Origin of the sequence: Collimonas fungivorans, assembly GCF_001584145.1 — a bacterium.
Taxonomy (GTDB): Bacteria; Pseudomonadota; Gammaproteobacteria; order Burkholderiales; family Burkholderiaceae_D; genus Collimonas; species Collimonas fungivorans.
In genome coordinates, this window is record NZ_CP013232.1 from 1,798,199 (window position 1) to 1,818,458 (window position 20,260).

General features: G+C 59.3%; 16 protein-coding genes. 14 read left to right on the forward strand and 2 right to left on the reverse strand.

Going from position 1 to position 20,260, the window contains the following annotated elements:
• Positions 1 to 7: 7 nt before the first annotated feature.
• From rseP to CFter6_RS07755, 12 genes are all read left to right on the forward strand, one after another.
• Positions 8 to 1,384: an RIP metalloprotease RseP gene (gene rseP / locus CFter6_RS07695; protein ID WP_061539427.1), complete on the forward strand. Its 1,377-nt coding sequence runs from the start codon at positions 8 to 10 to the stop codon at positions 1,382 to 1,384.
• A 59-nt stretch (positions 1,385 to 1,443) separates the two neighbouring features.
• The gene (gene bamA, locus CFter6_RS07700; protein WP_061539428.1) at positions 1,444 to 3,822 is read left to right on the forward strand and encodes an outer membrane protein assembly factor BamA; all 2,379 of its coding nucleotides are present in this window, start codon (positions 1,444 to 1,446) and stop codon (positions 3,820 to 3,822) included.
• Positions 3,823 to 3,906: 84 nt separating this feature from the next.
• Positions 3,907 to 4,431 carry an OmpH/Skp family outer membrane protein gene (locus tag CFter6_RS07705; protein ID WP_041741427.1) on the forward strand — a complete coding sequence of 175 codons (525 nt, stop codon included), beginning with the start codon at positions 3,907 to 3,909 and terminating at the stop codon, positions 4,429 to 4,431.
• A 21-nt stretch (positions 4,432 to 4,452) separates the two neighbouring features.
• Positions 4,453 to 5,532 carry a UDP-3-O-(3-hydroxymyristoyl)glucosamine N-acyltransferase gene (lpxD, locus tag CFter6_RS07710; protein ID WP_061539429.1) on the forward strand — a complete coding sequence of 360 codons (1,080 nt, stop codon included), beginning with the start codon at positions 4,453 to 4,455 and terminating at the stop codon, positions 5,530 to 5,532.
• The gene (gene fabZ / locus CFter6_RS07715) at positions 5,525 to 6,031 is read left to right on the forward strand and encodes a 3-hydroxyacyl-ACP dehydratase FabZ (RefSeq protein WP_050808497.1); all 507 of its coding nucleotides are present in this window, start codon (positions 5,525 to 5,527) and stop codon (positions 6,029 to 6,031) included. The genes lpxD and fabZ overlap by 8 nt, the downstream gene beginning before the upstream one ends.
• Before the next feature lie 4 nt (positions 6,032 to 6,035).
• The gene (lpxA, locus tag CFter6_RS07720; protein ID WP_061539430.1) at positions 6,036 to 6,824 is read left to right on the forward strand and encodes an acyl-ACP--UDP-N-acetylglucosamine O-acyltransferase; all 789 of its coding nucleotides are present in this window, start codon (positions 6,036 to 6,038) and stop codon (positions 6,822 to 6,824) included.
• Position 6,825: 1 nt separating this feature from the next.
• Positions 6,826 to 8,016, forward strand: a complete 1,191-nt coding sequence (lpxB, locus tag CFter6_RS07725; protein WP_061539431.1) for a lipid-A-disaccharide synthase — start codon at positions 6,826 to 6,828, stop codon at positions 8,014 to 8,016.
• 43 nt (positions 8,017 to 8,059) lie between these two features.
• Entirely contained in the window at positions 8,060 to 8,677 is a 618-nt protein-coding gene (rnhB, locus tag CFter6_RS07730) for a ribonuclease HII (protein ID WP_061539432.1), read from the forward strand.
• On the forward strand, positions 8,677 to 9,459 hold the full coding sequence (locus tag CFter6_RS07735) for a TrmH family RNA methyltransferase (protein ID WP_061539433.1): 783 nt from the start codon (positions 8,677 to 8,679) through the stop codon (positions 9,457 to 9,459). Before rnhB ends, CFter6_RS07735 begins: the two co-directional genes overlap by 1 nt.
• A gap of 331 nt (positions 9,460 to 9,790) precedes the next feature.
• Positions 9,791 to 12,316, forward strand: a complete 2,526-nt coding sequence (locus CFter6_RS07745) for an Ig-like domain-containing protein (RefSeq protein WP_150118672.1) — start codon at positions 9,791 to 9,793, stop codon at positions 12,314 to 12,316.
• A gap of 247 nt (positions 12,317 to 12,563) precedes the next feature.
• Positions 12,564 to 12,929 (forward strand): hypothetical protein, encoded by a 366-nt coding sequence (locus tag CFter6_RS07750; protein WP_061539436.1) that lies wholly within the window; start codon positions 12,564 to 12,566, stop codon positions 12,927 to 12,929.
• On the forward strand, positions 12,890 to 14,101 hold the full coding sequence (locus CFter6_RS07755) for an Ig-like domain-containing protein (protein ID WP_150118673.1): 1,212 nt from the start codon (positions 12,890 to 12,892) through the stop codon (positions 14,099 to 14,101). The genes CFter6_RS07750 and CFter6_RS07755 overlap by 40 nt, the downstream gene beginning before the upstream one ends.
• Before the next feature lie 108 nt (positions 14,102 to 14,209).
• On the opposite strand, the gene ppsR is transcribed toward CFter6_RS07755, so the two are convergent.
• Positions 14,210 to 15,058 (reverse strand): posphoenolpyruvate synthetase regulatory kinase/phosphorylase PpsR, encoded by an 849-nt coding sequence (gene ppsR / locus CFter6_RS07760; RefSeq protein ID WP_061542261.1) that lies wholly within the window; start codon positions 15,056 to 15,058, stop codon positions 14,210 to 14,212.
• 331 nt (positions 15,059 to 15,389) lie between these two features.
• On the opposite strand from ppsR, the gene ppsA reads away from it, so the two are divergent.
• Positions 15,390 to 17,747 carry a phosphoenolpyruvate synthase gene (gene ppsA, locus CFter6_RS07765; protein WP_061542262.1) on the forward strand — a complete coding sequence of 786 codons (2,358 nt, stop codon included), beginning with the start codon at positions 15,390 to 15,392 and terminating at the stop codon, positions 17,745 to 17,747.
• 75 nt (positions 17,748 to 17,822) lie between these two features.
• On the opposite strand, the gene CFter6_RS07770 is transcribed toward ppsA, so the two are convergent.
• The gene (locus CFter6_RS07770) at positions 17,823 to 19,595 is read right to left on the reverse strand and encodes a tetratricopeptide repeat protein (RefSeq protein WP_061539438.1); all 1,773 of its coding nucleotides are present in this window, start codon (positions 19,593 to 19,595) and stop codon (positions 17,823 to 17,825) included.
• A 172-nt stretch (positions 19,596 to 19,767) separates the two neighbouring features.
• Here CFter6_RS07770 and CFter6_RS07775 point away from each other — a divergent pair, with 172 nt between their 5' ends.
• Positions 19,768 to 20,220, forward strand: coding sequence for an NfeD family protein (locus CFter6_RS07775; RefSeq protein ID WP_061539439.1), 453 nt, complete (start codon positions 19,768 to 19,770; stop codon positions 20,218 to 20,220).
• Positions 20,221 to 20,260: the final 40 nt, after the last annotated feature.

Genomic DNA, 20,260 nt, shown 5'->3' on the forward strand with positions numbered 1-20,260 from the left:
CGTACAAATGGCCTTCCTGCAAACCATCCTCGCATTTGTTGTCGCCCTTGGCTCCCTGGTCATCATCCACGAGCTTGGCCATTATGTGGTCGCGCGCTTGTGCGGGGTCAAGGTGCTGCGTTTTTCGGTAGGGATGGGCAAGATTGTTTTCTCGCGCAAGTTCGGCCCCGACCAGACCGAATGGGCGATTTCCATCCTCCCCCTGGGCGGCTACGTCAAGATGCTCGATGCGCGCGAGCAAGACGTCAGCGGCTTGTCGGCGCAGGAACTGAAGCGCGAATTCACCGGCCAGTCGGTATGGCGGCGCATGGCGATCGTGGCGGCTGGCCCCCTGGCTAATTTTGCTCTTGCCATTTTGTTATTTGCCGGCCTCTACATGCACGGCGAGATGGAGCCGACGCCGCGGGTGCGCACCGTCGCCGAGCAGACTGCTGCCTACCAGGCGGGCTTGCGCGGCAATGAACTGATTACCGCGGTCAACGGCGAAGCGATCCAGACCTGGTCCGAGCTGCGCTGGAAAGTGCTGCAAGGGGTGATCGACAAGACGCCGATCAGGCTCGACGTGCGCCGGTCGAATCCGGGCCCGGGTGGGGATAACCGGGGTAACCTGTTGGATACGGTCAACCTTCCTATAGACGGGCTGAGCACCAAGGACCTGGAAGGCGATTATCTTGGCAAGTTAGGCATCAAGATGGCGCGCGCCAAGCCTATCCTGGGCACGGTCATGCCAGGCGGTCCCGGGATGCTGGCCGGCTTGCATGAAGGCGACCTGATCACCAGCATCGACGGCGAGCCAGTGGGCGACAGCGGCACTTTCGTCGACAAGATCAAGGCTTCCCCGGGCAAGCCGCTGAGCCTGACAGGTTTGCGTAACGGCAATAGTTTCACTGTGAGCGTGACGCCGCAGGCGGAAGCCGGCAAGGAAGGGCAGATCGGCCTGATAAAAGTGGTCATGTCTGGCATGCCGGAAATGATCCTGGCCAGCAGCCCGCCGCTGGAAGCGCTGGCCAAGGGCGCCAGGCGCACCTGGGACAGCAGTATCTTGACCCTCAAGATGCTGGGTAAAATGGTAACTGGCGAGGTTTCCTGGAAAAATATCACCGGTCCCATCACCATTGCCGACTATGCAGGCCAGACTGCGCGCATCGGCGCATTCAGCTACCTGAGCTTTATTGCCTTCATCAGCATCAGCCTGGGCGTCATGAATTTGCTGCCCATTCCGGTGCTAGACGGTGGCCATTTGCTGTATTATTCGCTGGAAGTTTTGACTGGACGTCCCATTCCCGAGCGAGTTGGTGCAATTGCACAGCGCGCGGGCATTGGTATTCTGATGACGTTGATGATGGTCGCCATGTTTAACGACATCGTTCGGCTCATATTTTAAGTTCTCTCTCTTGTCTGACAATCGTGGCAGGCAAGGACATTGATAAAAAACGATCGCTAATGAAATTACATTCTGAGCACTTCCCTTTGTCGATTCTTCCCCGTCGTTTGATTGCTGCTGCCGCCTTTGCCGTGTGTTCAGGCCAAGCGCTGGCGGTGCAACCGTTTGTGGTCAAGGATATCCGCATTGAAGGTATTCAACGTACCGAGGCCGGCACCGTTTTCAGCTACCTGCCGGTACGCGTCGGCGAAACCTTTACCGATGAAAAAGGCACGGCAGCGATCAAGGCGCTGTACGCGACCGGTTTCTTCAAGGATGTCCGGGTTGAGTCCGAAGGCGATGTGCTGGTGGTCATGGTGGAAGAGCGGCCATCGATTGCCGGCGTCGATTTTTCCGGCATCAAGGAATTCGATAAAGACCAGTTGACCAAGGCCCTGAAGGAAATCGGCGTTGGCGAATCGCGCATTTTCGACAAGGCCCAGGTCGACCGCGCCGAGCAGGAGCTGAAGAAGCAATACCTGTCGCGCGGCCTGTACGGCATGAAGGTGACGACTACCGTGACGCCGATCGAGCGCAACCGGGTCAATGTGACGTTTGCGGTGGATGAAGGCGAAGTCTCGCGCATCAAGGAAATCCGTTTCGTCGGCAACAAGGAATTTTCCGACAGCAAGCTGCGCGACCAGATCAAGCTGCGTTCGCCAGGCTGGTTTACCTGGTACACCAAGGCTGACCAGTATGCAAAAGAGAAATTGTCGGGTGATATCGAAACCCTGCGTTCGTATTACCTGAACCGCGGTTATATCGAGATGCAGGTGGAGTCGACCCAGGTCTCGATCACGCCGGACAAGAAAGACATCTACATCACCATCAATATCAACGAAGGTCAAAAATACACGGTTTCCGATATCAAGATGGAAGGCGAGATGTTTGGCCGCGAGGACGAACTGCGGGCCTTGATGGAGCTGAAAAAAGGCGAAGTATTCAACGGCGAAAAGCTCAACAACAGCACCAAGAAGATGTCGGAGCGGCTGGGCAATTTCGGTTATGCGTTCGCCAACGTCAACGCCAATCCGGAGCTGAACCGCGACAAGAAAGAAGTCGCGTTTACCATCATGGTCGACCCTGGCAAGCGCGTCTACGTGCGCCATATCAACGTTGCCGGCAACACCAAGACGCGCGACGAAGTGGTGCGCCGCGAATTCCGCCAGTTCGAGGATTCCTGGTACGACGGTTCGAAGATCAAGCTGTCGCGCGACCGGGTTGACCGCCTGGGCTACTTCAAGGACGTCGGCATCGAAACGCCGGAAGTGCCGAACACTTCCGACCAGGTCGACATCAACATGGCGGTCACTGAAAAACCGACCGGCAACATCCAGGTCGGCGCCGGCTTTTCGCAGCAGGACAAATTGAGTTTGTCCGGTTCGATCCAGCAGCAGAATGCCTTCGGCAGCGGCAACACCATCGGGCTCGACGTCAACACCAGCAGCTACTCGCGGGTGATTGCGCTGTCCCAGACCAATCCTTATTTTACCGATGACGGCATCAGCCGCACCTACGACGTGTACTACCGTACCGTGCGTCCGTCGCAGTACACCACCGGCGACTACAAGGTGCGGACCATCGGTAGCGATATCAAGTTCGGTGTGCCGTTCTCGGAACTGGATACCGTGTTCTTCGGCATCGGCGTGGAAAACACCAGCGTCTCGGCCGACGCCTCCAGCCCGCTGCTGTACCAGCAGTATGTCTCCGACTTCGGCAGCGGCAAGCTGGTCGACAGCGGCCTCGGTTATAACGTGCTGCAGAACCCGGCGACGGCAACCACCAACAGCTTCCCGCTGACGGCCGCATGGCAGCGCGACAGCCGCGACAGTGCCCTGGTGCCGACCAAAGGCCGCTACCAGCGCGCCAGCCTTGAAATTTCCGCAGTAGGCACCTTGCGCTACTACCGCGCAAGCTACCAGCACCAGTACTTCCAGCCTTTGTTCAGCAATGCCGTGACCTTGGCCATGAACGGCGAAATCGATTATGGCCGCGGCATCGGCGGCAAGCCGTTCCCAGTGTTCAAGAACTACTATGCCGGCGGTATCGGCACCGTGCGCGGTTTTGAAGGCTCGACCCTGGGCGTCGGCACCAACGTCGACCAGTACGGCGATTCGATGGGCGGCGCCTCGCGGGTGTTCGGCAACCTGGAAGCGCAGTTCCCGTTCCCGGGTTCGGGCAGCGACCGCACCCTGCGCTGGTTCACCTTCCTCGACGGCGGCCAGGTGTATGCCGACAAGGCGCCGATGCAGTTGAGCGAGTTGCGTTACTCTACCGGCATCGGCTTGAGCTGGGTATCGCCTATCGGTCCGCTGAAAATCAGCTACGGCAAGCCGCTGAATGCGAAACCTACCGACAAGCAGCAATCCTTCCAGTTCCAGCTGGGCACCGGGTTCTAAATTATCGGAATGGTGCACAATTGCAGATTCTTGCAAGAGTGGCATAATGCACAAGTTGCATCATTTGAATTGCGGAGAATAGTGTTGAAATCTCTAATTAAAACCTTTACATCATTGCCAACTGCCGGATTGCTGGCGGTATGCTTATTGTCGGCGGCCCCGGCGCGCGCAGATGAAGGTTCGAAAATCGCCTTCGTCAGCAGCGAGCGCATCTTGCGCGAGGCGACCCCGGCCAAGGCTGCCCAATCCAAGATCGAAGCCGAATTTTCCAAGCGCGACAAGGATCTGCAAGATCAGGCGACCCGCCTGAAAGGCATGGCAGACAAGCTGGACAAGGATTCGGCCGTGATTTCGGAAACCGAGCGGATCAAGCGCCAGCGCGAGTTGAGCGACCTCGACAAGGATTTCCAGCGCAAGCAGCGTGAGTTCCGCGAAGACCTGAACCAGCGCCGCAACGAAGAGCTGGCGATCGTGCTGGAGCGCTCGACCAAGGCGATCAAGCAGATTGCCGAAGCCGAGAAATACGATATGGTGTTCCAGGAGGGCGGGGTGTATGTCAGCCCGCGCATCGACATCACCGATAAAGTATTGAAAATCCTCAATAAGTAAATTCATTCTGTTAAGGCCACTATGAGCATTCGGCTAAAAGAACTGGTCGAAAGCTTGGGTGGCCAACTGATCGGTGATGCGGATACCCAGGTAACCGGCATTGCGCCGCTGAGCGACGCCAGCGCATCGCAGATTACCTTCTTGTCCAATCCCAAGTTTCGGCCCCAGGCAGCGCAAACGCAGGCGGCGGCCATTATCCTGTCCGCGGCGGACGATGCCGTGGTCGGCGCCGATTACCATGGCGCACGGATTGTCGCCGCCAATCCTTATGCATATTTTGCGCGGGCGGCGCAGTTTTTTGCTGCCAGTAACGCAATCCCCGTCATTCCGGGAATCCACCCTGCGGCTACTGTCGACCCTACTGCCCAGATTGCGGCGACCGCCTATATCGGCGCCAATGCGGTAATCGGCGCCGGCGCTTCGATCGGCGACAAGGTCCAGGTCGGGGCCGGATGCGTGATCGGGCGCGGCGTCGCGATAGGCGAGGGAAGTTATCTGTATCCCAACGTCACGATTTATGACGCTTGCCAGGTCGGCCAGCGCGCAATCATCCATTCAGGCGTCGTAATCGGCGCCGACGGCTTCGGTTTTGCCAACGATGGCGGGGCCTGGGTCAAGATTCCACAGACCGGGCGGGTGCTGATCGGCGACGACGTCGAAATCGGCGCTAACACCACCATTGACCGTGGCGCCCTGGCCGATACGGTGATTGAAGAAGGGGTCAAGCTGGACAACCAGATCCAGATCGCCCATAACTGCCATATCGGCGCGCATACTGCGATTGCAGCCTGCGCCGGAATTGCCGGCAGCGCCAGGATCGGCAAATATTGCTCTATCGGCGGGGCGGCGATGATCCATGGCCACATTACCATCGTCGATCACGTGCATGTATCAGCGGGTACGCTGGCACTGCGCTCGATTTCCGAGCCAGGCCAATACACCGGTTTTTACCCGATTGCCAAACACGGCGACTGGGAAAAATCTGCTGCTTTGGTGCGCAACCTGAATACAATGCGTGAGAAAATCCGGGCTCTGGAAAAATCCATTAAACAGCTCACCAAACAGTTACCGCAACAGCTTACTGAAAAAGATAATGAATAGTCCAAACCAAACGCTAGACATCAACCAGATCAAGACCTACCTGCCGCACCGTTATCCGCTGCTGCTGGTTGACCGCGTATTGAATTGGGAAAGCGGCAAGTCGATCACGGCGATCAAGAATGTCACGATCAATGAAGAATTCTTCAACGGCCATTTCCCCAACAAGCCGGTGATGCCTGGCGTCCTGACCATAGAAGCCCTGGCGCAGACCGCCGCGCTGCTGTCGTTCCTGACCGAAGGCCGCAAGCCGGACGAAAATACCGTGGTGTATTTCCTCGGCATCGACAAGGCCCGTTTCCGCCGCCCGGTCGAGCCCGGCGACCAGATCAAGCTGGAAGTCGAGATCGTGCGCGTGGTGCGCGGCATCTGGAAATACAAGGCGGTCGCCAGCGTCGACGGCGAGCTGGCGGTAGAAGCCGAATTCATGTGCACCATGCGCACCGCGGTCAGCCCCGGCGCTGCTGCGACTGTGGTGGTGGATGCCAGCCCGTCAGAGTGATCCCATGACGCGCATTCACCCTACGGCCGTCATCGATCCCAAGGCGGCCCTCGACAGTTCCGTGGAAGTCGGCGCCTATACGGTGATCGGCCCCAATGTAGCTATCGGCGCCGGCAGCAAGATCGGGCCGCATGCCGTGATCGAAGGCCATACCACTATCGGACGCGACAATTCGATTTTCCAGTTCGGCTCGATAGGCGCTGTGCCGCAAGACAAGAAATACGCTGGCGAACCGACCCGGCTGGAGATCGGCGACCGCAACACCATCCGCGAGTTCGTCACCCTCAACCTGGGCACCGTGCAGGATGGCGGCGTCACCCGCATCGGCGACGACAACTGGGTCATGGCTTACGTCCACGTGGCGCACGATTGCCAGATCGGCAGCAATACCACGATCGCCAATAACGCGACGTTGGCCGGCCACGTCCATATAGGCGACTGGGTGCTGCTCGGCGGCTTTACCACCGTGCACCAGTTTTGCCGTATCGGCGCTCACGCGATGACAGCGTTCACCGCTGCCGTCAGCCAGGACATCCCGCCGTTCGTGACCGCCGCCGGCAACCGCGCCGAACCCGCTGGCATCAACAGCGAAGGTTTACGCCGCCGCGGTTTCAGTAGCGAGCAGATCATGACGATCAAGCGCGCCTACCGCATCATTTACCGTTCCGGCCTGGCGCTGGAAGACGCCATGACGGCCCTGGCGCAGGAAGAGCAAAAATTACCTGCATCCGCCGCGGACCTGAAGCTGATGCGTGATTTCATCGCCGGTTCTACGCGCGGCATCATCCGCTGAGATGGCGGACGCCAATTCCAATGTGACGATTGCGATGGTCGCCGGCGAAGCCTCCGGCGACCTGCTGGCCAGCCGCCTGCTGTCCGGGCTGCGGCCGCACCTGCCGCAGGCCCGTATGCACGGCATCGGCGGCGCCAGGATGGCGGAATATGGATTTGTCAGCGACTGGCCGATGGAAAAACTGTCGGTCAACGGCCTGTTCGAAGTGTTGGCTCATTACCGCGAGCTGAAGGGCATCCAGATAACACTGCGCGATCGCCTGCTGGCGGACAAGCCGGAAGTGTTCATCGGCGTCGACGCTCCCGATTTCAACTTTGGCCTGGAAACGCAGCTGCGCCAGGCCGGCATTCCCACAGTGCATTTCATCGGCCCTTCGATCTGGGCCTGGCGCGGCGGCCGCATCAAGAAGATCGCGCGCGCGGCTTCGCACATGCTGGTCATCTTCCCGTTCGAAGAAGAAATTTATCGTAAAGCCGGCATCCCGGTGACCTACGTCGGCCATCCGCTGGCGCAGGTGATTCCCATGGTGCCGGATGTGGCCGCGGCACGCAGCGCGCTCGGCTTGCCCGCCGGCGGCAGGGTGGTTGCGATCATGCCCGGCAGCCGCATGGGCGAGCTGAAGCACAATACGATAGCTTTTGTGCAAGCCGCCAGGATACTGGCGCAGCGCGATCCCGGCATGCGTTTCATCGCGCCCATGGCGGGCGAGAAACAAAGCCGGTTTTTCCGCGAACTGGTCAGCCAGGCCGGCTTGCAGGACCTGCCTATCCAGCTGCTGGACGGACAGTCGCACACGGCGATGGCGGCGGCCGATGCGGTGCTGGTCGCTTCCGGCACCGCATCGCTGGAAGTGGCTCTCTACAAGAAGCCCATGGTGATCGCCTACAAGATGATGCGCGCCACCTGGGAAATCCTGCGCCACATGAGCTACCAGCCGTGGATAGGCCTGCCGAATATCCTGGCGCGTGAATTCCTGGTGCCGGAGCTGCTGCAGCATAATGCCACGCCGCAGGCGCTGGCCGATGCGCTCTGGGCGCAGCTGGAAGATCCGGTGCGCCAGGCAATGCTGCGGCAACGCTTTACCGACATGCATCACGCTTTGCTGCGTGACACCGCCAACGAAAGCGCGCAAGCTGTATTGCAAGTGATTGAGCAGAACCGTCGGCAGCCTCGACGCGCATCGCCGGCCTGATCCGGCGCACTTATTTTGTACTTATTGCCGTGAAATTATTGCCGTGACCTCATCCGATCCAAATTTCTCTCTTTTTACCTACGACGGCGAAACCATCTGCGGCGTCGATGAGGCCGGCCGCGGCCCCCTGGCCGGCCCGGTGTTTGCCGCCGCCGTGATACTCGACCCGGCGCGTCCGATTGCCGGCTTGCGCGATTCCAAGAAGCTGACTGCCGAACGGCGCGAGCTGCTGGCCGGACAGATCAAGGCCAATGCGCTGGCCTGGGCCATCGCCGAATGTTCCGAAGCCGAAATCGACACGCTGAACATTTTGCAGGCAACCATGCTGGCGATGCGGCGCGCGGTCGAAGGATTGTCGATCCTGCCGACGCTGGCGCTGATCGATGGCAATCGCTGCCCGCAGCTCAGCATCCGCTCCGAGGCAATTGTCAAAGGCGACGACAAGGTGCAAGCCATTTCGGCTGCGTCGATCCTCGCCAAGACTGCGCGCGACGCCGCGCTGCAGCTTCTGCACGAACAGTATCCGCATTACGCATTCGATCAGCACAAGGGTTATCCGACTGCGCTGCACATGGAGCGCCTGCGCCTGCATGGCGTCTCGCCGGTGCACCGCAAATCCTATGCGCCGGTGCGGGCCTTGCTGGCGATCGGAGCAGCATAATGAAAAGCATCACCTCGTCCGCCAATCCTTTATACAAGGAACTCAAGCAGCTGGCGACCAGCGCCCAGGCGCGGCGCAAGGCTGGCCGCACCTTGCTGGACGGGGTCCACCTGACCGAATCGTATCTGCAGCACGGCGGTAGACCGGAACTGTGCGTCGCCAGCGAAACCGCGCTGTCGCATGCCGAGGCTGCGGCAGTGATCCGGCAATGCCAGGCAGCGGCGGTGCAGTGCGTGGTGCTGCCGGACGGCCAGTATCAGGCACTGAGCCAGGTCGAGCACGGCGTCGGCCTGCTGTTCGTGATTGAAACGCCGAAAACCGCGCTGCCGGCTGCGCTAGCCCAGTCCGCCGTGCTGCTCGACAACCTGCAGGATCCCGGCAACCTCGGCTCCATCCTGCGCAGCGCCGCCGCCGCCGGCATCAAGCAGATCTATTGTTCGGAAGGCAGTGCGTCCGCATGGTCGCCGAAAGTCTTGCGGGCAGGGATGGGCGCTCATTTCATACTGGATATCTTTGAAGGCGTCGACCTGGCGGCGCTAATGAAGGCGACGCAGGTGCCGGTGTTCGCCACCAGCTCCTATGCTACCCAAAGCATCTACCAGGCCGATCTCAGCGCGCCGCTGGCGTGGCTGTTCGGCCACGAAGGGCAGGGCGTTGCGGAAGACCTGTTGCAGCTGGCCGGCCAACAAGTCGTGATTCCACATCGCGGCCAGATGGAATCGCTGAATGTGGCTGCTGCAGCGGCGGTATGTTTTTTTGAACAGCTGCGGCAAACCAGCTAGATCTGCAAGTACTCGCTATTCCTCCTCCTCTGTAGAACCACAGGCGTTATCCGTCAATAATTCATTACGTCCGCTGTGCTTGCGATAAGGCTGTCACGTCGCCAGTAAAAATCACATTCCAATTCTGTATTTTAAATACTGTTGGTTGTTATATTTCCGGCTATTTTCATGTAATTAAATGTCGGATTTTTTATTTCAGAATCTATTATTGTTTTTGTAATTATTCGCCGATTGAAGCGACTATATCGAAGGCCAAGTAGCCAGGTTATCTGTGCTTACTTCGCTGTTGGTATTTGTTTCCTTGATTCAATTTGATAGACGGTGAGGTTTTATGGATTCCAATAATAGAAATTTTGGTGTGCCCGGTTTGTCCGATGACATAGGCAATGCAGCGTTTCTGACAGAGGCGGCCAAGTCCGATCTCCAAGGCGTCTCGAATGTTGCGCCAGTTGCTGTTCTTCAAGAGATTGCGCTCCCCTCGATTGACAGTATCCGTGACGCGGCCGGTACCGAAACCGGCAATGTGGGGAGCGGCGCCACCATCGACGACGTGCGCCCTATTATTCAGGGACATGGCGGCGAGCCAGGCACAATCATCGAGATCCACGATCAAAAAGGCGAACTGGTAGCCTTGTCGCGGGTTGGCCCGCTTGGCGAGTGGAGCGCCAGGATCACTCCTGACCAGACGCTTGCGGCGGGCGAGCATGTGTTTACTGCGGTCACTGAGGGTGGTGTGGTGTCGGAACCGTTCACATTGAATGTGGATATTCCCGCTTCATCCAGGCCGACAATTGATGCGGTATTCGACAATGCGGGTGTGACCGGAGAAATTGCCAATGGCGACACGACCGACGACCGTAATCCGATGCTGCGCGGTCATGGTGAACCTAACACATCGGTGGGGATTTATATCGATGGCGCGCTGGTTGAATATACATTGGTTGACGCGAATGGTTCTTGGGAATACAGCGTTAGAGACAATAACTCTCTGTCGTCGGGCGAGCACGAGTTCAAGGTAAGCGTCTTAGGCATTGCCTCTGAACCATTTGTGTTGACAGTGGGTGATACTGAGACGGTCCTTAAGCCGGTGATCGATTCGGCGTTTGACGACGTCGGCGCCCCTGCTTATGTCGCCAACGGCGGCAATACCGACGACGCCACACCGTTCTTGCAAGGCCACGGCGCGCAGCCATTCGGCTTATTGTCCGTCTACGACGGCAGCACCCGCGTCGGCTATGCTTATGCTGACGGTAATGGCAGCTGGAGCTTCGATGTGAAGAACGCGCTGGCATCGGGTGAGCACAGCTTCACGGTGGTGGAGGCAGGCGTTAGCTCCGATGCATTCGTGCTGAACATCACAGCGGCGAACTTGCACAAGCCGGTGATCGACTCGGCGTTTGACGATTTCGGCAGCGTTGGCATTGTCGCCAATGGTAGCAATACTGACGACGCGACACCGCTGCTGCAAGGCCATGGCGCGCAGCCATTCGGCTTACTGTCCGTCTACGACGGCAGCACCCGCGTCGGCTATGCGTATGCTGACGGCAACGGCAACTGGAGCTTCGATGCGAAGCAGGCGCTGACGTCGGGCGAGCACAGCTTCACGGTGGTGGAGGCAGGCGTTAGCTCCGATGCATTCGTGCTGAACATCACAGCGCCGGACTCGCACAAGCCGGTGATCGACTCGGCGTTTGACGATTTTGGCACCATTGGTTATGTCGCCAACGGCGGCAATACCGACGACGCCGCACCGTTCCTGCAAGGCCATGGCGCGCAGCCATTCGGCTTACTGTCTGTCTACGACGGCAGCACCCGCGTCGGCTATGCTTATGCTGACGGCAATGGCAGCTGGAGCTTCGATGTGAAGAACGCGCTGGCGTCGGGTGAGCACGCTTTCACAGTGGTGGAGGCGGGCGTTAGCTCCGATGCATTCGTGCTGAACATCACTGCGCCGGATGCGGCCAAGCTGGCGATCGATACGGTCATCGACAACGTTGGCACCGTGGAGGCTCTCATCAATGGCGCTACTACCGACGATGCGCGGCCATCGTTCCACGGTCATGGCGAACCCAATACCGATGTTTATCTTTTTGATCATGGCGTCTTTGCTGGATCTGGCAGGGTGGAGGCGGATGGCAGCTGGGTCTTGAATGTCGACCGTCCGCTTGCTTCAGGCGAGCATGAGTTCTCGGTAGGTAGCACTGACGCTAGCGGGACGTCCGAGCCGTTCCGCTTGACGGTAGAAAATGCGCCGGAAGCGCCAAGGCCTGTGATCGAATCGGCAATTGACGATGTCGGCGTAACTGGCGTGATCGGCAATGGCGACAGCACCGACGATGTCCAGCCGGTATTCCATGGCCATGCGGACGCTGATGCCAGCAGAATTGCGTTCTTTGACGACGGCAAGTACATCGGCGAGACGGCGGTGCGAGCTGACGGCAGCTGGACCTTCGAGCTGCTGGATGCAAACCAGAGCGTTGTGCTGCATCCAGGAGACCATTCGATTACCGCATCCACCGATGGCCTGGTGTTCTCCGATCCGTTTGTGCTACATGTGGTGGGTGCTGCGACTGCCGCCATGGGCGGGCAGGCTGTGGAAACAAGCGATGGCGCGGATGTTTCTGGCTTGTCGCTGTCCGATCTGCTGCAATCGGCCGCCGAGTTGTTTGCTGGCGAGGCGCAAATCTCGCCGTTCAGCGACACCGTGCATGCGCTTGACCTGTCGAGCGCCGGGTTCGGCGACAGTGCGCAGGCAGGCTCGCAGTTCGTCGAAACTACTGGCGGCGTCAGCGCCGCTTTGCCGGCAGTGACGCCGACGGAGCTATGGCAGCAGGAAGCTGCACAAGCTGTAGCGTAAGCTGGTAGCAACCCCGGCCGTCCTGCAATGGGACCGTCGGGATTGTTCAGGTCATCTATCCATCGGCAGGTAGGCCCTGAGCAAGTTTTTCCCGTTTGCCTGACTGATTTTTCCTATTCTGACGGGGTCATGCTCCTTTATCTATTTCAATTGCAATAAGTGCAATAAAATGGATTGTTGTTATCGTTTTCCCATTTTTGTCGAGTATATTTTCTCTTGATCTTAGCCTAGGGAGCAATGAGATTTAATGAGTTCCAATAAAAAGAAGTCTGGCGCATGGATCGAGCTGGATGAATTTGGCCCCGCAGTTTCCATGGCCGATGCAGTAAGGTCCGATGCGCAAAGTCCGGCCAATGACATGTTCGCTGCGGTTGACGGCGTGGCTGCCAGATCCGCGTCAGTGCCGGCTGACAGTGTTCATAGGGATGCCGAACTTGAGGTAGCCCCGGTGAGCCGGCTGGCTGCTATCGACCATCCCCCTCCATTACCGTCTAATGTTGCTGCCCAAATCCTGGACAATGGCACGCTGATGAGTTCGGCTTATGTCGACCAGGCCGGCGGCTGGGAGCCACAATGGCTCCGCCCGGCTCGCCTACAGCAGTCGAGCTGGTAGAGAACGCGGCATTACCCGATATTACCGACCAGACGCTGTCCGAACCTCTCCCGGATCCGGAGCTTCCCGGCTTGCCGCCGCCTGTGATCGCGCTGGCGCTTGACGATTTCGGCAGAACCGGAGTCGTCGCCAACGGCGGCGCTACGGATGATGTAACGCCGGTGCTCAGCGGCCAGGGCGCGCCGTTGGCCCAGCTGATGATCTTCGACAATGGCATCTATCTTGGGCAGGCCACGGCAGGCCAGGACGGCCAATGGCGGTTTAATGTGATCGAACCGTTGACGCAAGGCGAGCACGTGTTCACTGTGGCCAGCGCGGGTGTGACGTCGGCACCGTTCGCGCTGACGATAGGCGCTCCGGACTCAGCCAGGCCGATGATCGATCAAGTGCTGGACAACATCGGCGCAACGGCACAGCTGGCCAGCGGCGACACGACCGACGATGCGCGCCCGGCCTTCCATGGCAGCGGCGAGCCCGGCACGCTGCTTGAACTCTACGACAACGGGGCGCTGGTCGGTAGCCTGCCGGTGGGCCTGGACGGCCGCTGGAGTTACACCGATCACTTCGACCGGCTTAGCCCGGGGGAGCATGTATTCACCCTGGTCGGCGCCGGCGTGGCCTCTGAACCGTTTGTGCTGCATGTGGCGAATGTCCCTGCGGCGCCGGTGCCGGTGATCGACAGCCTTGTCGGCCAGGCAGGAGACATCTCCAGCGGCGCCGTGACGGACGACAATCGCCCTGTGTTCAACGGTCGTGGCGAGCCGGATGCGCTGGTGCGGCTATACGATGGCGAACTGTATCTAGGCGCGGCCATTGCCGATGAAAACGGCAACTGGACGTTCCGGCCGGGAGAGCATGCGCCGTTGAGCGATGGCGCGCATGTATTCACCGCGGCTACCGGTGGCGACAGTTCAGCGCTGTTTGTGTTGCATATCGCTACTTCTACAGCAGGAGGGGAGGCGCTTGCCTTGCTGGCAGCTGAAGAGGGACTTGGTAGTTTGGTGTTGGCTGACCTGCTGCAACCCCCGGCAAAGGAATTGTTGGCGGACCAGAAGAGCGGCGATGTTGTAGATACTTGCTTCGTCAAAAACGCAATCGCCGATGGTGTGGTTTTGCCGGTAGCGATGCCGGCGGAGCTATGGCTGCAAGATGCTGCACCAGCCATAACATAGCGCCGACAGATTTTTTGCCCACGCTGAATTTTCTCCTCGGATAATCGATGCCCCGCGTGGGCACAGGTGCCCACCCTACCAAGGCCTGCAATCGGCCCTGTCGGATCGCTAGAATGTCCGTATATCCGGCTTGATATCCTGCAGAATCGTCGCCGCGATTTCTTCGATCGACTTGGTGGTCGACGACATCCAGCGTATCCCTTCGCGCCGCATGATCTTTTCCGCTTCGTTCACTTCATAACGGCAGTTCGCCAGCGCCGCATATTTGCTGCCAGGGCGGCGTTCGTTGCGGATTTCCGACAGGCGGTCGGCGGCAATGGTCAGGCCGAAAATCTTTTGCTTGAACGGTAGCAGCCCGCTCGGCAGTTTGTCGCGTTCGAAATCTTCCGGAATCAGGGGGTAGTTGGCGGCCTTGACGCCGAACTGCATCGCCAGGTAGAGGCTGGTCGGGGTCTTGCCGGAACGCGAGACGCCGACCAGGATCACATCGGCGTCGGCCAGGTTCTTGTGCGACTGGCCGTCGTCATGCGCCAGCGAGAAATTGATGGCTTCGATACGGTTCTTGTATTCGTCGGTATTGGCCGTGTTGTGGGTGCGGCCGATGGTATGGGTGGACTTGACGCCCAGTTCCCTTTCCAGCGGTTCTACAAAAGTCTGGAACAGGTCCATGTGCATGGCCTTGGCCTGCTGGATCACTTTCGACAGGTCGGCCTTGACCAGCGTCGAAAACACGATCGGCAGCTTGCCGTCCGCCACGCATGCCTCGTTGATCTTGCGGGTGGCGTCGTAGGCTTTGTCCAGGGTGTCGATGAACGGCAGGCGCACTTGCTTGAAGCGCAGCTCGAACTGGGTCAGCACCGAGTGGCCGAAGGTCTCGGCGGTGATGCCGGTGCCGTCGGAAACGAAGAATACGGTGCGATTGGCTGGGACCAGCGGGGCGGGAGCGGCATCTAGCATAATGTTGTCGAAAATAAAGTAAAAAATAAAAAGCCAGGCGCTGCCCAAGGACCGCGCAAGCGCCGCAGCGCCGCCGAAACTTTTAACCGAGTACCGACTCTAGCTTACAGGCCGTTGCATACTGCCATGTGCGCCTGTGAACGCTAAATTGGCATAAAATGGCAGCCAACCGAATATTTAAGCTACCTGACGAAGAATAACAAAAAGCCAAGGGCGGCGAAGGCAATTGTGAAGATTTCTTATCATCAAACTAGAGGTTGTTATGTCCAATGCAATACAGATGGGTGCTACCCAGGGGGCGGCTTACGTCATCTCCTTTGAAAATCTGCGGATGACGGATGTCGATTCCGTCGGCGGCAAGAACGCATCGCTGGGTGAAATGATCAGCCAGCTGGCCGGCGCCGGAGTACGGGTGCCGGGCGGTTTTGCCACCACGGCGCAAGCCTTCCGCGATTTCCTGTCGCACAGCACGGATGGCGGTCCAGCCCTGGCCGATCGCATAGCCGAACGCCTGGCGACCCTCAACATCGAGGACGTGCGGGCCCTGGCGCAAGCCGGCGCCGAGATCCGTCAATGGATCGTGGAGACACCTTTCCAGCCACGCCTGGAGCAGGAAATCACCGATTTCTACAAGCGCCTGGTGGCTGATTCCGCCAGCGAGATGTCGTTCGCCGTGCGTTCTTCCGCCACTGCGGAAGACTTGCCGGATGCGTCGTTTGCAGGCCAGCAGGAAACCTTCCTCAACGTGGTCGGCATTGAAAATGTGCTGGAAGCGATGAAGCACGTGTTCGCCTCGCTGTATAACGACCGCGCCATCTCTTACCGCGTGCACAAGGGTTTTACCCACGCCGAAGTGGCGTTGTCGGCCGGCGTCCAGCGCATGGTCCGTTCCGATGTCGGCGCTGCCGGCGTCATGTTCACCCTGGATACCGAATCGGGCTTCAAGGATGTGGTCTTCATCACTTCCAGCTACGGCCTGGGCGAAACCGTGGTGCAGGGCGCGGTCAATCCCGACGAATTCTACGTGCATAAGCCGATGCTGGAACAGGGCAAGCTGCCTATCATCCGCCGCAACATCGGCTCCAAGCTGATCAAGATGGAATTCACCGGCGAAGCCAAGGCCGGCCTGTCGGTCAAGACCGTTGACGTGCCTATCGAGTTGCGCAACCGCTATTCGCTGAACGACAGCGAAATCGTCGAGCTGGCCAAATACGCCACCATCATCGAGAAGCACTACGAGCGTCCGATGGATATCGAATGGGGCAAGGACGGCCGCGACGGCAAGCTGTACATCTTGCAGGCGCGTCCGGAAACCGTGAAGTCGCAGGAAAAATCGACCGACGCCCAGCAGCGTTTCAAACTCAAGGGCATCGGCAACGTGCTGACCCACGGCCGCGCCATCGGCCAGAAGATCGGCGCCGGCCGCGTGCGTGTGATCCATGACGCTTCCGAAATGGAGCGGGTGCAGCCGGGCGACGTACTGGTGGCCGACATGACCGATCCTAACTGGGAACCGGTGATGAAGCGTGCTTCGGCGATCGTCACCAACCGTGGCGGACGTACTTGCCACGCCGCGATCATTGCGCGCGAACTAGGCGTGCCGGCGGTAGTCGGCTGCGGCGACGCCACCGATGTGCTGAAAGACGGCACATTGGTTACCGTTTCCTGCGCCGAAGGCGACGAAGGCAAGATCTACGACGGCCTGCTGGAAACCGAAGTCACGGAAGTGGCGCGCGGCGCACTGCCTGAGCTGCCGTTGAAGATCATGATGAACGTCGGCAATCCGCAGCTGGCGTTCGACTTCCAGTCGATCCCGAACGGCGGCGTTGGCCTGGCGCGGCTGGAATTCATCATCAACAACAACATCGGCGTGCATCCGCGTGCGATCCTGGAATACCCGAACATTGACGCCGACCTGAAGAAGGCGGTGGAATCCGTAGCGCGCGGCCATGCTTCGCCCAAGGCTTTCTACGTCGACAAGCTGGCGGAAGGGATCGCCACCATCGCCGCAGCGTTCTGGCCGAAAAAAGTCATCGTGCGCCTGTCCGACTTCAAGTCGAACGAGTACAAGAAACTGATCGGCGGTTCGCGCTACGAGCCGGATGAAGAAAACCCGATGCTCGGTTTCCGCGGCGCTGCCCGTTACCTGGCGGCCGATTTTGCCGAAGCATTCGAAATGGAATGCCAGGCGATGAAACGCGTGCGTAACGACATGGGCCTGACCAACGTCGAGATCATGGTGCCCTTCGTCCGTACCCTCGGCCAGGCTGAGAAGGTCATCGGCCTGCTGGGCAAGAACGGCCTGGTGCGCGGTGAAAACGACTTGCGCGTCATCATGATGTGCGAAGTGCCGTCGAACGCCATCCTGGCCGACCAGTTCCTGGATTACTTCGACGGTTTCTCGATCGGCTCCAACGACCTGACCCAGCTGACCCTGGGCCTGGACCGCGATTCCGGCATGGAATTGCTGGCGGCCGATTTCGACGAGCGCGATCCGGCTATCCTGGCCTTGCTGGAGAAGGTCATTGCGACGTGCCTGGCCAAAGGCAAGTACGTCGGCATCTGCGGCCAAGGCCCATCGGACCATCCTGATTTTGCCGAGTGGCTGATGAAGCAGGGGATTGAATCGATTTCGCTGAATCCGGATTCGGTGATTGATACCTGGCAGAAGCTGGCAGCCGCGCAATAAAGTTGATACACGGGACGATGATTCGTCCTGGTCATAAGAAACGCGAGCCCTGGGCTCGCGTTTTTATTTTCAGGGTCAGATGCTAGCCTGGTTGTCTAGCAAGACATGTAAGGATTCGGCTACGCGCAGTATCGGACTTTGCCAGTCACCGGCCTGTTTTTGCCGGAACAACCTTGCACTCGGATACCACGGGCTATCCTCGCGATCCAGCAGCCAGCGCCAGTCCGGCACCCAAGGCAGCAGGATCCAGACCGGCACTCCCAAGGCGCCGCTCAGATGGGCGACGGAGGTGTCGACGCTGATGACCAGGTCGAGATTGGCAATGATCGCTGCCGTGTCGTCGAAACCGCCAATGTCGTGGGCGACCAGCTGCAGTCTTGGCGTTTGCTGCACATAGGCGTGATCCGAAGCCCTGATGTCTTTCTGCACCAGGAAAAAATCCACGCCATCCAGTTGCAGCAGCGGTGCGAATTCCTGCAGCGGCATGGAGCGCCTGTGATCGTTGGTATTGCCTGCGTTGCCTGAGCCGACCAGGCCGATTTTCAGTTTGCCGCCGGCGAAATCCTGGCGTTTTCTCCAGCTTTCTTTTTTCCTCGCATCGGCTGTGAAATAAGAGGGCGGGGCCGGGATGGTCGCCAGCTCGGTCTTGAACACCAGCGGCAGGCTCATCAACGGCGTCTGGCAGTCGACCGGCGCGAACACTTCACCGATGGCGATCACCTGGAAATCCCCCATTGTCTGGGCGATTGCTTTCAGCGCAGGATCGACCTCCAGCACTACCTCGGCCCCTAGAGCCGCGACCAGGACGGCGTAGCGGCAAAACTGGATAGTGTCGCCCAAGCCCTGTTCCGACCATAACAAGATGCGCTTGCCGCCGATGGCTTGCTGGCCCAGCCACAGGGGAATTCCGGTATGGCGCGGAAAATCCGCATTGCCTTTTTTCCATCGGTATTCATAGCTCTGCCAGCCGGCCTCGAACTGCCCCAGCACCAGTTGCGACAGCGACTGATTCGACAGCGCATCCGCGTAGCCGGCCTGCAGGCCGATGGCGCGCTGGTAGCTGTCGAGCGCTTGCTGGTGGCCGTTCATGCGGCTCAGGGTCAGGCCGTGGTCGCCCCATGCTTCGGCGTTGCCGGGCGCCAGCGCCAGGCCGGTTTCATTGTCGCTCAGGGATTCGGCATAGCGTTCCAGCTTGTGCAGGATGACCGCGCGGTCGAGCCAGTAGGCAGCGGTTTTCGGCGCCAGTGCGAGGGCGCGGTCGAGGCTGGCAAGGGCGTCGGCATAACGCTCCAGCTTGTCCAGCGCCAGGCTTTTTTTATACCAGCTGTCGGCCATGGCCGGCTGCAGCGCCAGCGCGCGGTCGAAATGAACCAGCGCTTCTTCATGCTGCTGCAACTGATACAGCAGGGCGCCCTTGTGGGCCCAGCCGTCGGCGTAGTCGGGCCATGCGGACAGCGTCTGTTCGATGCAGTCCAGCGCTTCCTGGCGGCGCTGCAGGCTGAGCAGGGTCACGGCCTTGGCCAGCAGGATCTCGGGCTTGACATATCCCAAGGCGATGATTTTTTCATAAGCGCGCAGTGCGGCTTCGAACTGGCCTGATTCAAACTGTACCCGGGCCAGCTTGTAGTGCAGCGAGACATTCTTGCCGTCCAGCGCCAGCGCTTGCCCGAACAGCTGCGCCGCTTCGTTGCGCTGGCCGGTGGCGGCGCAGATGACGCCGAGGATATGCAGGGCGTCGAAGTTCTGCGGCTGGTTCTTCAGGATGTCCTTGAGCGAGCGTTCGGCATGGCCGGCATTTCCGTTCTGGAAATCCTTGTATGCTTGCTGGATAAGTTGAATCGTATTCATGTGTGGCGGGTTGAGAGCGGCTTTGGCCGAGGGCAATTCGTGGAAAAGGGAGCATAGCACCGGATTGGAGAGCCATCATCTTTGGCGGCGCCAACGAAATCTGGTGTGAGTTATTGTAACTTCAGTTGTCAGATGGATTACACTGTGTGTTCTACATAACGGAGAGGGTCATATGGCCGGATGGGTGATGTGGATGTTGGCGGCTGGTTTGCTGGTGGTGATGGAACTGTTCACTACGACCTTGTATTTGCTGATGGTGGCGATTGGCCTTGCCGTGGGCGGCGTCGCCGCGCTGATCGGGTGGGGCGTGGAATGGCAGTTGCTGGTTGCCGCCGTGGTGGCCCTGGTTGCCACTTACCTTTTGCGGCGGAGCAAATTCGGCCGCCGCACCAAGGTCCAGGCTGAGCGCGACCCGAATGTCAATCTCGACATCGGGCAATCGATCACGGTCGAACAATGGCAGCAGGATGCCGGGGCGGCCGGTTATACGGCGCGCGTCAAGTATCGCGGCGCGATGTGGGATGTCGAACTGGCGCCGACGGCAAATGCGGATGGGGGGCTGTTTTTCATTCAGGAAATACGCGGCAGCCGGCTAATTGTCGGCAACAGCCCGGGCCAGCACTGATCGGCCTCGGCTTTCGCCGTTGCGTGGCGAATGACTCTGT